The organism is Streptomyces sp. NBC_01520, from assembly GCF_045040375.1.
Classification (GTDB): domain Bacteria; phylum Actinomycetota; class Actinomycetes; order Streptomycetales; family Streptomycetaceae; genus Streptomyces.
In genome coordinates this window covers 1-14,457 of record NZ_CP109404.1, presented here as the reverse complement: position 1 = coordinate 14,457, position 14,457 = coordinate 1, and the positions used below count along the sequence as shown (strand labels likewise).

12 protein-coding genes are annotated in these 14,457 nt (G+C 67.5%); 9 read left to right on the top strand and 3 right to left on the bottom strand.

The features are described from left to right. Window positions 1–291 precede the first annotated feature (291 nt). Window positions 292–2,913 (bottom strand): Helicase associated domain protein, encoded by a 2,622-nt coding sequence (locus OG524_RS00060; protein ID WP_405808429.1) that lies wholly within the window; start codon window positions 2,911–2,913, stop codon window positions 292–294. Window positions 2,914–3,057: 144 nt separating this feature from the next. On the opposite strand from OG524_RS00060, the gene OG524_RS00055 reads away from it, so the two are divergent. The 4 genes from OG524_RS00055 (at window position 3,058) to OG524_RS00040 (ending at window position 6,425) form a co-directional block, all read left to right on the top strand. Beyond that, the gene (locus OG524_RS00055) at window positions 3,058–4,626 is read left to right on the top strand and encodes a helix-turn-helix domain-containing protein (protein WP_405808427.1); all 1,569 of its coding nucleotides are present in this window, start codon (window positions 3,058–3,060) and stop codon (window positions 4,624–4,626) included. Further along, window positions 4,626–5,201, top strand: coding sequence for a transcriptional regulator (locus tag OG524_RS00050; protein WP_405808425.1), 576 nt, complete (start codon window positions 4,626–4,628; stop codon window positions 5,199–5,201). Before OG524_RS00055 ends, OG524_RS00050 begins: the two co-directional genes overlap by 1 nt. Before the next feature lie 134 nt (window positions 5,202–5,335). After that, on the top strand, window positions 5,336–5,803 hold the full coding sequence (locus tag OG524_RS00045; RefSeq protein ID WP_405808423.1) for a hypothetical protein: 468 nt from the start codon (window positions 5,336–5,338) through the stop codon (window positions 5,801–5,803). A gap of 295 nt (window positions 5,804–6,098) precedes the next feature. After that, window positions 6,099–6,425, top strand: a complete 327-nt coding sequence (locus OG524_RS00040; protein WP_405808421.1) for a hypothetical protein — start codon at window positions 6,099–6,101, stop codon at window positions 6,423–6,425. Window positions 6,426–6,500: 75 nt separating this feature from the next. Here OG524_RS00040 and OG524_RS00035 read toward each other — a convergent pair. Both OG524_RS00035 and OG524_RS00030 read right to left on the bottom strand, forming a co-directional pair. Beyond that, a protein-coding gene (locus OG524_RS00035) for an IS5 family transposase (RefSeq protein WP_405808419.1) occupies window positions 6,501–7,309 on the bottom strand; the annotation gives its coding sequence in 2 pieces (ribosomal slippage) (window positions 6,501–6,970 and window positions 6,970–7,309; 810 coding nt in all). Window positions 7,310–7,414: 105 nt separating this feature from the next. Beyond that, the gene (locus OG524_RS00030) at window positions 7,415–8,212 is read right to left on the bottom strand and encodes a hypothetical protein (RefSeq protein WP_405808417.1); all 798 of its coding nucleotides are present in this window, start codon (window positions 8,210–8,212) and stop codon (window positions 7,415–7,417) included. 231 nt (window positions 8,213–8,443) lie between these two features. On the opposite strand from OG524_RS00030, the gene OG524_RS00025 reads away from it, so the two are divergent. The 5 genes from OG524_RS00025 (at window position 8,444) to OG524_RS00005 (ending at window position 12,515) form a co-directional block, all read left to right on the top strand. Continuing rightward, complete coding sequence (locus OG524_RS00025; RefSeq protein WP_405808415.1) at window positions 8,444–8,785, top strand: hypothetical protein; 342 nt, start codon at window positions 8,444–8,446, stop codon at window positions 8,783–8,785. A gap of 153 nt (window positions 8,786–8,938) precedes the next feature. Continuing rightward, complete coding sequence (locus OG524_RS00020) at window positions 8,939–9,643, top strand: ATP-binding cassette domain-containing protein (RefSeq protein WP_405808413.1); 705 nt, start codon at window positions 8,939–8,941, stop codon at window positions 9,641–9,643. Window positions 9,644–10,458: 815 nt separating this feature from the next. Then, window positions 10,459–10,920 (top strand): hypothetical protein, encoded by a 462-nt coding sequence (locus tag OG524_RS00015; protein WP_405808411.1) that lies wholly within the window; start codon window positions 10,459–10,461, stop codon window positions 10,918–10,920. Window positions 10,921–11,743: 823 nt separating this feature from the next. Next, window positions 11,744–11,914 carry a hypothetical protein gene (locus OG524_RS00010; protein WP_405808409.1) on the top strand — a complete coding sequence of 57 codons (171 nt, stop codon included), beginning with the start codon at window positions 11,744–11,746 and terminating at the stop codon, window positions 11,912–11,914. Next, window positions 11,889–12,515, top strand: a complete 627-nt coding sequence (locus tag OG524_RS00005) for a hypothetical protein (protein ID WP_405808407.1) — start codon at window positions 11,889–11,891, stop codon at window positions 12,513–12,515. The genes OG524_RS00010 and OG524_RS00005 overlap by 26 nt, the downstream gene beginning before the upstream one ends. The last annotated feature ends 1,942 nt before the right edge of the window (window positions 12,516–14,457 follow it).

The following is a 14,457-nucleotide window of genomic DNA, read 5'->3' as shown; positions in this document are numbered from 1 at the left end:
GGAGACTCCGGGAGACGCGTCGAGCGCAGCGGGCAGCGTGACGTACAGCCGTCACAGAATCGGCCTATACCGGCGCGTATGACGGCTCTACGTCACCCCTACCGACGGTCCGCCGGGTGCTGTCCAACCGGAACGCGTGGAGATAGCCAGAAACCTGCCCGGCAACGTCGAATGCCCCGCGCCTCTGGGGGTATGCCGGGGCGTTCGGAGGGCGTGCCTCCCACGGGGTCAGGTGTCGGGCACGTCTGGGTGACGAGGGCCGGAGCGGGCTGGTTAGGGGCGGCGCGCGCCCTACGCCCACTCCAGTCCGAGGTCGGCGAGGACGGCGAGCTTGGCGGCGGGGAGCTTGGCCCTGCGGGTCTTGCTGTTCGTCAGGAATACCCCCAGTTTGACGGGGTGTTCCTCGCCGTCGACCACCACGTTTTCGATGTGGGCCCTGGGCACGGTCAGCGTTCCGGTGCGGTTCTTGTACTGCTCCAGTGCGAGGACGCCTCGTTCGAACGCTCCGACGCTCGACGTTTTCGCCTCGGCGGCCGGTGCTGCGGGCAGGGACGTGAGCCCGAGGGCTGCCAGGCGCTGCTGCTGCTCGGGCAGCAGGCGCTGCCACACCTCGTGTTCGCGTTGCCGGTTGAGCCACGCGCCGACGTCGCACCCGTGCACGAGGACGCCCGGCAGGACCTCGGCCGGCCCGTGTTCCTCGGACAGGAGGGTGCGGGCGGCGGCGTAGTGGCGCTGCCAGTCTGCGGACCACTGCGGGTTCCAGTCCGGGTCGATGCCTTCCAGTGCCGCCCGCCGCGGCGCGGCCCGGTCGGCGTCTTTGCCGAGCCCGCCGGCCTTGCGGAGGTTGGCGAGCCATTGGCCGACCGCCACTCCCTGGACGACGGCGTCCTTCGGGGCGGCGAGGGTGCCGTGCACGGAATGGTAGGTACGGGCCGCGGTGAGGTTCTTCCAGAATCCGGCGTCCGCGACCGACCACACCATGCCCACCTCGTTCAGGAGACCGGCCCGCCACGCCTTCAGCGTGCCGAGCCGGAACGACCGGCGCTGCTCACTGACCCAGGTGCCCAGCGCATACGTGCCCCCGTCCTCGCCCAGCTCCACGGACGCGTCCAGCGGCACCTGCGCGTCACTGTGCTCGCGCACCCAGTGCCGCAGCGCGTTGTACCCGCTGAGCCAGACCTCGGAGTCGGGCTGCAGGACCCGGGTCCGCAGGAACAGCGCGACCGCCCCCGGATCGCGGGGCAGGGAGAACCGCAGCAGCGGCACCCCGGCGCCCGCCTGTTCCTCCTCGCTCTCCTCGTCGTCCGTACCGTCCGCTGCGGCGGCCTCTGGCGTCTTCTCGTCCGTGCCGTCCTCGGTGCTGGCCGCGGCCTCAATGTCGTCGGCGTCGTCCTCCTGGACGTCGTCGTGGTCGGTGCCCTCCTGGACCGGATCGAGCGCGACCACGGACGTCGCCTGTCCCCGGGCGGTTGTGGTGCTCAGTGCCATGCGCTGGATGACCCGTTCGTCATGCGCCCGCAGCCCTTGGAGGACCGCCACCAGAGGCCGGTAGCTGGAGGACGCCATCATGTCCGAGGGATCCTCGCCCGGCTCCAGGAAGACGGGCACGATCAGCCGCGCCACCTTGCCTTCCCCGGGGTCCTGGCGCAGGCCGCGTCCGGTGATCTGGACGATCTCGACGGGGGAGCTGCGGGTGTCGGCGAAGACGACCGCGCCGACGCCGCGCCTGCCCCGGATGTCGACGCCCTCACCGAGGACCCGGCAGCTGGAGAGGACTCCGAGGTCGGTGACCCATCCGTCCGCGTCGATGCCGTCCGCGAACCGGTCCAGGACCGTCCTGCGGTGCGCGGCCGGGTGTTCACCGCACAGCCACTCCGCCCCGACCCGCCCCGGGTAGGCGACGGGGTCGGTCGCGTGGAGCTCCGCCGCCGTCTCCGGCAGCGCGCGGGCAAAAGACATCGCGTCCAGGGTCCGGGCGTGGAACGTCATGAACGAGCGCACCCCGGTGGTGTCGGCGTGCTTGAGCAGCGCCTCTTGCAGCGCGGCGAGGCGCCGGCCCCGCCGTTCCTCCGGTGAGGCGTCCGGCCCGGGGGCGTGAGGGTCGCGGATCTCCAGGACGTCGATCTCGAACCGGGCCAGAATTCCGCGCTCGATGCTTTCCATCAGCCCGAACTCGGTGAGTACGGGGCCGTACAGCGTCTCGTCGTCCATCGATGCGACCAGGCGACCGCCGGTCTCGTCCGCGCCAGCACTGCCGGGCGTCGCTTCCCACAACCGGGGGGTGGCCGTCATGTACAGGCGCCGCTCCGCCGGGATCCGGTGCTGGTCGTGCACGGCCGCCCATGCTTTCCCGAGGTCGCCAGAGGTGCGGTGTGCCTCGTCGACGACCAGAAGGTCGAAGGGGCGCATGCGCTGTCCGTACGAGCCGCGCAGCGCCTGCTCCAGCACCCCGGGGGCCGCGCCGTCGTCCTCCTCGTCCTGGTCGTCGATGAGGCCCTGCGGGGACAGGCTCGCGTACGTCGCGAACACGAGCATCGGCCCGGCCTGCGCTCCGGTCCACAGGGCGAGTTGGGTGGGGTTGGTCGTGCACCGCACGTCGAGCGCGTCCAGCAGCGGATCGGTGCCGAGACTGCACACCGCGACGGCCGGGGCCGTGTGCCCCACCGCCCTCCATGCCTCCACGCTCTGCGTCAGGAGGTCGAGGGTCGGGACCATCACGCCGACCAGGCCACGCGGGGCCATCCGCAGCGCGGCCACCGCCGCTGTGATCGTCTTGCCCGATCCGGTCGACATGTGGACCTGCCCGCGCTGCCCCGATGCGGGCACGGAGCCGTCCGACGGGAGGGACAGGCCCTCGACGATCGAATCCACGGCCTCGACCTGATGCGGCCGAAGCGCGACGGCGCCCTGCATATCCACCACTCCCCACGATCACTGACATCCGAAGCACGGGACGTTTCGTTGTACTGATGGTGACCGTAACGCATCCGTCTAACTCACGTGCAATCAATGCCCAATCTGAGGCTAAGAGTCGTCCAATTGCGCTAGGGTCGTGGCATGAGTGAAGTGAACAGCGTGGAAGCGCTGCTGGAGGAAGCACGTCTGAACGCGGCGATCCCGCCCCCGGCGGAACGCCAGCGCCTGCGGGAGGCGGCGAAGCTCTCCCGCGCCCAGGTAGCCGACACCTGCAATGTCGGGCGCTCCACGGTCGCCAACTGGGAGACGGGCCACTCGGAGCCGACCCCGCCCGGACGGCTGCCGTACCTGCAACTGCTCAAGGGCCTCGCCGAGATCTACCCGGCCACCCCTGTACCCGCCGCAGCCCCGGAACCCACCGCGGATCCGGCCCCGGTCCCTCCCGCGTTCGCTGCCACGCCGGAGACGCTGCGCGGCCTGGACGGGCGCGCCATCGAGGGCGACCCCGGCCCCTGTATCCGCTGCGGTGTCGAGACGACCTACCAGTCGACCGACGGCCGCCCCTTGCACTCCGGAGCCATGTGCCAGCCCGCCGGCCCCGCCTCGCCCCCGGCCTCGCCCGTCGCCGAGGCCGCGTCCGGCGCCCCGGCCGCCGCTACACCCGTGCCCGTCTCACCGGCTCCGGTGCCCGTGCCCAGTCGGCCGGAGCGCCGTGCCCGCAGCGCTGCCCGGGCCCAGGCCGACACCACCCTCCTCATCAGCCGCGCCGTCCAGGAAGAGGCGGAGCGTGCCGGAGGGGATGAGGAAGCGGCGCTGAAGGCCCTGGTCAAGCGCGCGATCCCCGATGTGATGCACCTGTTCAACGAGACCCGGGCCACGGCCCGTTACGACTACACCGCCTACCCCGCCCTGCCCGACATCCTGAAGAAGCCCAGTAAGAAGGACCCGGACCAGATCTGGGAGGCCCGCCCCCGCTTCCACCACCCCGGCTACTCCCTGCGTGCCCTGGGCGACATCAAGGTCACCGCCCTGGACGTCAACGCGGCCTATCTGTCGGCCCTGAAGTGCTGGCTGCCGATCGGGAAGCTGGAGCACAGCACCGGCCCGGACGGTGTCGAGCCGAAGCGCTCCGGGGTGCACCTGATCACCCCGGGCGAGTGGACGCACCCGCACCTGCCTGACCCGATCGGCGACCGCGACGAGCCCGGCGCCCTCTGGGTCACCAACGCGACCCTCCGTCTCCTGCAGCGCCTTTCGGGCCCGAAGTACGCCCTGACCGAGGCGCCGGTGATCCACGAGTCGTGGACGTCCGGCGCCACGGAGAACTTCCTGGACGCGCTGCGCAAGCTGCTGTCCGCCGCCCGCGACGAGGCGATCGAGAACAACGACGCGCTGACGCTGGAGTACGTCAAGGCGATGTACTCGAAGTTCATCAGCACCATGGGGGAGTCGATCCACAACCGGGAGATGGTCCGGCCGGACTGGATGCACATCATCCACTCCCAGGCCTACGCGAACCTGTGGGGCAAGGCGTTCAAGGCCAGTCAGGCCGGGCTGGAGGTCGTCGCGATGATGGGCACCGACGAACTCCACCTGACGGGTGACTGGCGGACGGTGTTCTCCGAGGGCCGGGGCGTGTCCCAGATGAAGATCAAGAACAGTGACGCCAAGGCGTCCGGTGAGTACACCGTCGGCACGGTGGACCGCTGATGGCCGGACGCTGGATGGACCTGGGCATGTACAACGCCCGGGGCGTGAGGGGCGCGGACGCACTCGGCATCGCCATCGAGCAGATGGTGACCGGCATCGCCTCACCCGTCGACAGCGACCGCGGCCTCGCCGCCCGGCTGAACTACCTCACCAAGACCGACGCCGGATACGAGGCGATGGACCGCGCCGGCATCCATGTCTCCCCCCGCACCCTGATGGCCTGGCTCGCCGAGGAACGCACCCCGAACAAGGCCAACCGGTCCCGCCTGGACGCCGCGTACTGGGACCTGCGCCGCCGCAACGTCGCAGCCGACCTCAAGCACCGCCTCAACAACAACGGTCGCGGAACCCGAATCGAGATCAACCCCGTGGACCAGTCCCGCGTGGAGGGCAAACACCAGCGGGACCTGTCCAGCCGCAGCATCAGCGTGCGGGGCGTCTGGGACCGCGCGGTCGACGCCTGGATCGACGACGACGTGGCTGAGCTCGATGCCATCTGGGACGACATCATTCAAGACCTCGGATCCGAGTACAACGCCTACAGCAACGTCTCCTCCATCGGCTGGGCCGCCTGAGCCCAGCGAAGAACGGGTAGTCGGCCACCGCCCGGGCCGCCGGCAAGGAGCAGCAGCGCCGCGACCGCGCCGCACGCCTGCTCTCCCAGCACTGACCACCACAACTGACCGCCACGACAACCGCAGGGGGACTCATGCTCGCCACCGCAATCGCCGTACTCGGCACGCTGCTCGGTGCCATCGTGGCCGGAGCGTTCCAGCAGAAGACCGCCGGCCGCGCCGAGCGGGCAGCCACCACCGCGCAGTTACGCCGAGACCGGCTCGACGCCGTGACCGAACTCGCCGCAGCAGGGTCCGACCACCGCCGCGCCATGTGGATGCGCGGCGAAGCCGTACTCAACGGCGCACCCGCGGAGCAGGTCCAGGAACTGCGCCGCGCCTCCCACGTGACCCGTGCCGCGATCACCCGGCCGCACGTCGCCGTGCAGGTCCTCATGCCCGACACCGACGTGCAGGCCGCGGCCACCGAGTTGGTCAGCGCGGCGTACCGGATGCGTGATGCCACGACGAGCACCGAGGACCTGACCGCGGCCCGCGAGTCCGCGCGGACCGCTCACGACCGGTTCGTCACCGCCGCAGCCGCGTACCTGCACAACGCCTGACCTGGAACAGCTGAACCCGCTCGTCCCCGGCAGCGGAGCTCCGGGGACGGGGCGCTTCAGGGGCGGCCCGGTGTGGCGTGCGCATCCAAAATTCGAACAGACGTATTATTGGGTGGTGCCTAACTGATGGTTTCAGAATGAGGTCGCAAGGCGGCGAAGGCGTGTGGGGTGCCCGCCGGATGAGGCGAGGCCCCGTCCGGTCTGCCCCATGCAGTTCTGTGTCGCGGCCTGCCCCACGACGGCCGGCAGCTGTGCAGGCTCGCCCGGTCGGCCTGCACAGTTGCATAGTGTGCTCATGGATCGATTCGTGGGTCAGGGCCGCCTCGAATGGTGGGTTAATCAGTCGATTTGCCTTGAGATGTACGACATCAACATCACTGCCACTCTCGACGCGGTCGGCAAGTGGCGGGCGACCGGTCGGCATGCCAACGCCCTTGACGCAACCCAACGCGAAGGCTGGGACTTCCTCATGGAGATGGATCCCCACTTCTCCATTGCGTTTCCAGGTGAGGACTGCGGCGGGATCACGGTGCGAGTCGTCGAGGCCGAGGATGGAACCCTCACGCTCGTGGAGGCACCGGACTGGGACGGCTCCGCGAGTGTCACCTTCGACCTCACCTGAGTTCAGCTCGCAAGGGCAGGAACCCGACTTCGCTACCCTGCCACCAACTTCGATGCGTCGCCCCATACTGATCTTTCAGAATGAAGTTCGGAGGCGGCGCAGGCATATGAGGCTGCAGGCCAGTTCGAGCAGGCCCTGGTGGAGATCGGCGCGGCGCTCGTAGCGGGTTCGGAGCCGTTTGAACTGGTGCAACCAGGCGAAGGCGCGCTCGACCACCCAGCGCACCTTGCCCAGTCCGGAGCCGTGAGCGACGCCGCGTCGGGCGATCATCGGCTTGATGCCGCGCTTCCACAGCAGGCGGCGGTACTTGTCGAAGTCGTAGCCCCGGTCGGCATACAGACGCCGGGGCTTGCGGCGGGGACGCCCCCGCAGACCCCGGATCGACGGAACGGCGTCGAGCAGGGGCAGGAGCTGGGTGACGTCGTGCCGGTTGCCACCGGTGAGCGTGACGGCGAGCGGGGTTCCGTTACGGTCGACGATCAGGTGGTGCTTCGAGCCAGAGCGGGCCCGATCGACGGGCGAGGGTCCGACGTGGTCCCCCCTTTGAGCGCCCGGACGTGCGATCCGTCCACGGAGCAGTCGTCCAGGTCCAGCAGGCTGGCGCGACGAAGCTCGATCAACAGGGCGGTGTGCAGGCGCAGCCAGACGCCGGCCTCGGTCCAGTCCCGCAGTCGGCGCCAGGCCGTCACCCCGGAACAGCCCACCGCCTCCGCGGGGACGTCACGCCACGCGACACCGGTCCGCAGCACGTACATGACGCCGGCGAGCGCCACTCGATCGGGAACACGCAGCCGCCCCGGGTGGCGATGGCGCCGTTCGGGGGCGGGCGGCAGCAACGGGGCCACCCGCTCCCACAGGTCGTCAGGAACAAGATCAGCACGCACGCCGGACACCTTGCCGACCAAGATCGTCGAGCGCAAGACCCACGGCTCAACTCATTCTGAAACGATCAGTAAAGGGGCGCCGGGCGTTTTTGCGCAGGAGAGCGGTCAGCTCTCCCCGTCCGTAGCGGCCTCCTGGCCAGCCAGCTCGGTATCTACCGCACGCTGAGCTGCGGCGAGCCGCTTCGAGACACGGGTGACTTCCTTCTGGAGCGCCTCCACCGCCACCGGGTCAGCCGTGACCGCCGCCGCCACCGACGTGGGGGCCAGCGGAGCATAGGCCCGATCCCGCACTACGGTCGCCGCGCGCTGAAGCGCCACCACCTCGGGAACGCCAGGAGAAGCTGGCACGGCCGGGGGGTCAGAAATTTCTGACCTCTCCTGGGAAGGGATCGCCGGAGAGTTCAGAACCCGCGCCACTTCCGTCAGCAGAGCCGCGGTCGGCCGTTTCTTCCCCTGCTCAGCAGCCAGGGCAAGACCCTCGCTCATGACGTCCCGGGCCACCTCCAGACCATGCTTCGCGATGACCTCAGAGACGACCTTGCGCGCCGAGGCCCGCGTCAGATGCTGGGACAGGTCAGGCCCAAGAGCACCGACAGCACGAATACGCGCCGCGTCCGCAAGAAGCTCGAAGACGTACTTCTCCTCGATGTCGAGCACCCCGCCCGCCCACCGCGCGAAATTCTCCTGACCAGCCACCTTGTGCAGCTCACGCTGCTGCGCCACTTCGAGCAGGGCGCCCTTGTTCAGGACAACGAAGTCCTCCGCCCGCCTGCCGAGACCGTCAATCTCGGCCAGACGCTCGGTGACGTACGCCAGCTGCTCCTCGGGGCTGCCCTGGACGTCGTCGGCTCCCAGGACCCGGCCGCCGGCGAACTCGCTCAGGCGGCCGGCTTCGGACGGCACCGCCGTCGGCTGGGCCTGCAGTTCGGCAGGGACCGCCGGGTTTGGGTGCGTGACTGTGGACGCTGCTGATCAGGTGCGGGGGGCGAATCCGTCCATTGGCATATGCCAACGGTGCTTTCAAGCCCACGGTGGAAGGTAACGAGACACCTATTCCAGTCGGGGCCGCACGTTCCCTCGCCACGTGTATCTTACCGCTGAGCCCCATGGGGGGGGCGTGAAATGAGGGTACTCATGAAGCGGAAGTCAAGCATTCGTTCTCTGCTTGCTGGAAAGGCGGGGAAGGCTATCACAATTGCCACCCTGTCACTCACTGCGCTTGGGATTGCAGTCCCGAGCGCCAGCGCCTCGTACGAGTCGAGCTGGACGTACGGTTGCCGCGGCTACTGGTACAGCACATCGGGTCACGGATACTGCAGCAATGTAACCAATGGCGGCTGGTTCAATGCCCATTACGACTGCAATGCCGCGGAGGCCAACCACAACCAAGGCGATATGCTGTCGTACGGATACACCGGGAAATTCAGCGAATACGAGTGCATTTTCTCCATAAACAAAACCACGGTGACACGGTGAATTGATGCGCCGGTGATCTTCCATAACGACTGAGTTCTTCGTGGGGCCACTAATTGGCGGCCCCACGAAGTTTTGGAGAATCTAATGCCTCACCCGACAGCGCAACTTAGCGCTGTGATGCAGGGTTACGGAAGCCGTACGATTATTAAGGGCTTGAATCTGGAGATTGCACCGGGTGTCACTGGGCTGCTCGGCCCCAATGGTGCAGGGAAAACCACCCTGCTGCGGACGCTCAGTACTATCAGTCCTCCTCGCGCCGGCGACTTGGAGCTTTTTGGGCAAAAAATCAGCGCCGAGCGGTCCGCTCGACTTGCACGTCGCCGTATTGGGTACCTGCCGCAAGATTTCGGCTACTACCCATCCTTCTCGGTATCCGACTTCGTGCACTATTGTGCCTGGTTGCGGGAGGTGCCAAGCCGGAAAGCTTCGGCGGCCACCCGTCAGGCCATTGCTGCCGTTGGGTTGTCCGAGCGAGCACGGGACCGTATGAAAGCGCTGTCCGGTGGGATGCTCCGCCGCGCCGGTATTGCCGCCGCTATTGTCGGCTCTCCTCCTTTGGTCCTACTGGACGAGCCTACCGTAGGACTTGATCCCGCGCAGCGGCTCGACTTCCGGAGGCTTATCCGTTCCCTAGCCCAGGACGGGACCGCTGTTCTGCTCAGCACACATTTGGTGGAGGACGTCGGGGCGGCATGCGATACGGTAATCGTTTTGCGCGAGGGGGAATTGGTGTATCGGGGCACCCCTGCAAACCTCGCCGGCGCAGCTCGTGACAATGCCCCCGGCGATAGCCCCCTGGAGCGCGGATACATGACAGTACTCAATTCGGACGAGACGGTGCAGGGGGTGTCATGCTGACGGTCTATCGAATTGAGTTGCGACGTTCTCCACTGCTGATCGCCCTTCCTGTATTGCTGGCTGTAGACCTTGCTGTCCTTTTCGGGAGGTCCCGGTATTGGATTGGCGTATGGCCCGAGGCGAGCGCCGCGACCCAGGTTGTCACTCTATTCCTCGGCCCGGTGCTTGCAGCTGTCTCGGCTTGGCAGGCCGGACGCTCATCGCGCACGGGAATGGGGGAGAGTCTCCTGGCCTCCCCTCGGCATAGCTGTTGGGTCGAGTCGCAACGACTGGCGGCCACCCTTACACTCGGGTTCCTTGCTTACGCGATCGGAGGGCTGGCGGCAGCCGCTGTATCTTTTAAGAGTGCAGGGCCAGGATTTCTCTGGCCGTCCTATCTGCTTCTCGGGGCAGCTACCCTGACCCTTTTTGCCGCCGTGGGGCACTTGGTAGGTCGCATATGGCCCTCATCGGCGTTCTCGCCAGCGGTATGTGCGCTCGGCGGATTCGTCTTTATGGTATCGGTAGGGCGGTCCTACGGTATGTTTGTTCTGTCTGGAACCCCGGGTCACAACGTCCTCCCATTTCCAGTCACCGTCCGATTGATACTAGCCGGGTCCCTCGCTGTTCTAGCGGTTGTCGCCCCAGTGAATGCTGTGGGGAAAAGCATGCCGCGTCGACGAGTTACCTGGCGGTCCCGAGGCGTAGCTGCAGGGGTCTCCACGGTCATCCTTGTCACCCTCATTGCTTTTCCGGCGGCCGGTGACGTACAGCAGGACCGACAAGCATCTGCAGTGAACCCTCTCTGCGACCGGGCCACGAGTACCGCTGCTCGAGTGTGCGTCTGGCCGGAACACCGCAAGTACCTCCCCGAGCTGATCCTCATGGCCGAAGGGATGGACGGTGTTCCGCAGCAGTGGGTGAAAAGTCCAGACGTCTTCTACCAAGAAGGCCTGCGTCCCACCAAGCTCGGTGATAGCGGGTTCAGCGTCGTAGAGGGGCATGTCCGCCCCGCCGCCTTCGCCATGGCCAATCTGGTGCTTGAGAATTCTCTCGGATCCTGCATGTTGCCGCAGGATGCTGCGCAGGCATGGGAAGCACGGGATCAGCTGCACTTGTGGCTGGAGTACCGGTCCATGGGCACAGATCCGGCAACCGCTGACGACGGCCTCCGCATGGAGGGGGTCTCAGGTGCACAGCAAGCCGCTGCGCAAGCAGTGCGCCAGTCAGAAGCTCTACAAACCCAATGGACATCCCGCCTCCGCGCTGAGTACGAGAAGGCTGGATGCCCGGCCTGATGCGCTGGACAGATCTGCTGCGATACATGCGCGTTCATCACGTGGGACGTGTCATGGCTGGAGTCACGGTTGTAGCTGCCGTGTCGGCAGTGTTGGGCAGCGTGGAGTTGCCCATCTCCTCTCCCAGCTCCGACGGGACGACAACAGGCATCCCCTTCCGGCGTCAACTTCCCCTTCTTCCAGCCGTATTCCTGGCCACTATGCTCGCCAGCTCCATGCGTGATCACGAAGAGATAGCCGGGCCGCGCTACCTCCGTGTCCGCGCCGCCTGCATCGGCGCGTGCACAGTGCTCGCCTCCACCATCTTTTTCTTCTCGGAAACCATGGCGGTGGGGCCGGCCAATGGACTCATCTTCGTTCGCTCTCTGCTGATCTGGTGGGGGCTCGCGATCGTGTCCGCCTCTATAGGAGGACCACAGCTCGCCTGGGTCCTCCCATTGGCCTCAAGTTTTCCGTTGATCTGGTGGAGTCCAGACCCCTGGGACTGGACTACCTCAGCCGCTACCGATCCGCTCTCATGGTGCTTCGCCATATTCGCTCTTATCATCGGCCGGTTGGCCGTGGCTGCCACCCCATGGAGACGACAAGCAATACGACAGGCCAACCGCCTCCGAATCAATCGGCAATAGCGGCGACCTGTTGCTGAGTCAGCTCTCAGGGCGAAGAAGCGCATGGACGGACCAGGCCACCTGGGCACCCGCCCTGCGGGACGTCACCGGGATGTACCTGGTCGCCCCCGACCTGGGCAGCGCGCAGGCGACAGAGAGCATCGCCGCCCTCGCCCGCCAGGCTGCCGCGGCCGGGGTGCGGCGCGCGGCGCGCGGTGCTGGTCTCCCTTCCCCACCTCGACACCCCGAACCTCGACATCGACCATGTGCCGGCGGCCGAGCAGGTACTGAGCGAGGCCGGCTTGGAGGCGACCGTGCTCTGGCCGCGCTGGTTCTTCCAGAACTTCAGCGAGGACTTCTTTGCTCGACGCGGTCCGCTCCGGTGACGTGCGGCTGCCGGCCGGAGAGGGCAAGGAGGCGTTCATCGACGCCGAGGACATTGCCGCCGTCGCCGTCACCGCCCTGACCCAGGACGGACACGCCGGGCAGACATACGAGCTCAGCGGACCGCGGCTGATGTCCTTCGCCGACGCCGTGTCCGACATCGCCCGCGCCACGGGCAACGACATTCGCTACACCCCGCTGAGCGCCGAGACGTACGCCGCCGAGCAGCGCGCTTCCGGCGTGCCCGAGGAATGGGTGCAGCTGGCCATCGGCATGTACGCCGACATCCGCTCCGGCGCCCTGAACTCGCTCACCGGCGACGTGGAAAAGGTGCTGGGCGCCCGCCCCGCGACTTCACCGACTACGCCCGCATCGCTGCCGCACAGGGCGCTTGGACCGTCTGACCCGCCCCTGCTTCACCTTCTCGTCGTCGAGCCCGCTGGCCTCCGGTCCTCGGTGAGCTCGACGACGTCCATGGCCCTCACGATGCCGAAGCCGCCCCATACCGGACTCACTCGTCTTGGCCGTCGTCATCGTCGTCGAGATCGACGGCTTCCGGATCGCGCAGCGGGCGCAGGCCGTCGACCGGCTGGGAGGCGGTGAAGCTGTGGCGGCCCAGGACGTTCCAAGATCACTGGTCCAGCAGGGTCTGGGGCGGGTGTTCCGTCACCGGTACCGGGCACCAGCCACCCGCCCCAGACCCTGGCACCCTGCCACACGACACCGCGAGCACTCCCCGGAGCCGCCGCACGGGCCCGGAGGGAGCAGCCGCGCCGGCCCGACGGGCAGGCCCTGGCAGGGGCGCGCCATCCGTACCGCTATCCGTACCGCTATCCGGCGCGCATGATTTCGCCCGACCCTTGCATAAGTGCAGGTCAGGCACCGGATTTCGTCTGGTGAGTACTCAGACTTCCCCTTGTTCTCCCGGTCTGCCCTGCTGTGGTGGTGGGTGTGGTGGCTGGTGGTGGGGGCGGTCGCGGGGAAGCGGCGGCGGCGCTGCGCTGGGCCTTCTTCTCCGGCCCGACGCGGGGCGCCGGGCCGGTCCCGCTGGGTCCGGGGCGGCACCCCGTCACCACATCGACAGCGCGGGCAGTGCGCAGCCGCTGTACAGGCCCGGAGCAGCTGCGCCGGCTCCGAGCTGCGGCCGGGCCCCGGCCGCAGCGCCCGGTGCCTGGCGGGGACGTCCTACTGCGGGCGCACTTACCCCTCCACTTACCCGTCCGCTTACCCCTCCAGTAACCCCACCACTTACAGGCGCGCACGATTCCGCCCGACCCCTGCATAAGCGCAGGTCAGGCGCCAGATTTCGTGTGGTGAGTGCTCAGACTTCCCCTTGTTCTCCCGGTCTGCCCTGCTGTGGTGGGTTGGGTGGCTGGTGGTGGGGCGGTCGCGGGGAAGCGGGGGGCGCTGCGCTGGCCCTCTTCTGCGGCCCGACGCGGGGCGCCGGGCCGGGCAATGGGTGGCCGGGCGGAGAGGCGGCGCGGCCACCGGTGCTCCCGGCCCTCCGGAAGACCCAGAGCACCAGGACGCATAACGGCGACAACAATGGCGACAACAATGGCAACAATATTCGCGACAACAATGGCGACAACATTGGCGACACCCGAAAATCGTCAGCCCTTGCATAAGTGCAGGTCAGGTACCGGTTTTCGTGTGGTGAGTGCTCAGACTTCCCCTTGTTCTCCTGGTCTGCCCTGCTGTGGTGGTGGGTTGGGTGGCTGGTGGTGGGGGCGGTCTCGGGGAAGACGGGGCGGCGCTGCGCTGGCTCCTGAGGGCATCGCGGCGGCCGGTGGGCCACCGCGACGCAGCAGGGCGCCCCAGGGGCTCCAGGGGCGCCCTGGAGCCCTCGCGCCTGCGGGGGAGCCGCGCCGGAGCCCCTGCCGATGGGTGGATGCCTTGTACTGCTCTCCGAGGTGCCCGAACCCGGGCTCATCGCCAGAGGCGTTCGCGTTCAGGAGGCGTCACACCGTGACGCCTCCACGTGACGCTACGGGGGTGCGCCTTCCACCTTTCAGCTTTATGGGCCGGGTTATACCGGCGGATTCCGAAGCTTCATCGATTGAATGAGGCGGCAATGGAGCGGGCTCCAGAGTGCCGTCCCGAAGTGCTTTCCTTTTGGTGCATGTGGTTTATACGGTGACGCCGCAAAATCCCAGTCTCTACCCAGGGCTCATCGTGATGCACGACGGAGGAGAGCGAGCCTGGAGGGGGTGGTGGATATTCCCAGTCTCTACCCGACGTCAGGTAGTGATGCACGGTCAGAGGGTCTGCCCCGCCGACCCGTTGGGTCACCCCCACCCGAACCCGCCAGCTCCTGTAGCCAGCTGCCCGCGTAGCGGGCTCATCCTGTAGGCGTAGCCGGAAGGGGCGTCACACGACGACCCGTCACCACACGGCCCAGCGCGGAGCGCAGGGCCTGCCCAACCACCCACCAGCCCCATGAATTCCGGAGGAATTCATAAACAATTCCGGAGGAATTGTTTAAAAGCCCGTAGGGCTTTAGCGTCTTTACGACCCGTAGGGTCGTGCGTCGTTCCTCCGGGCT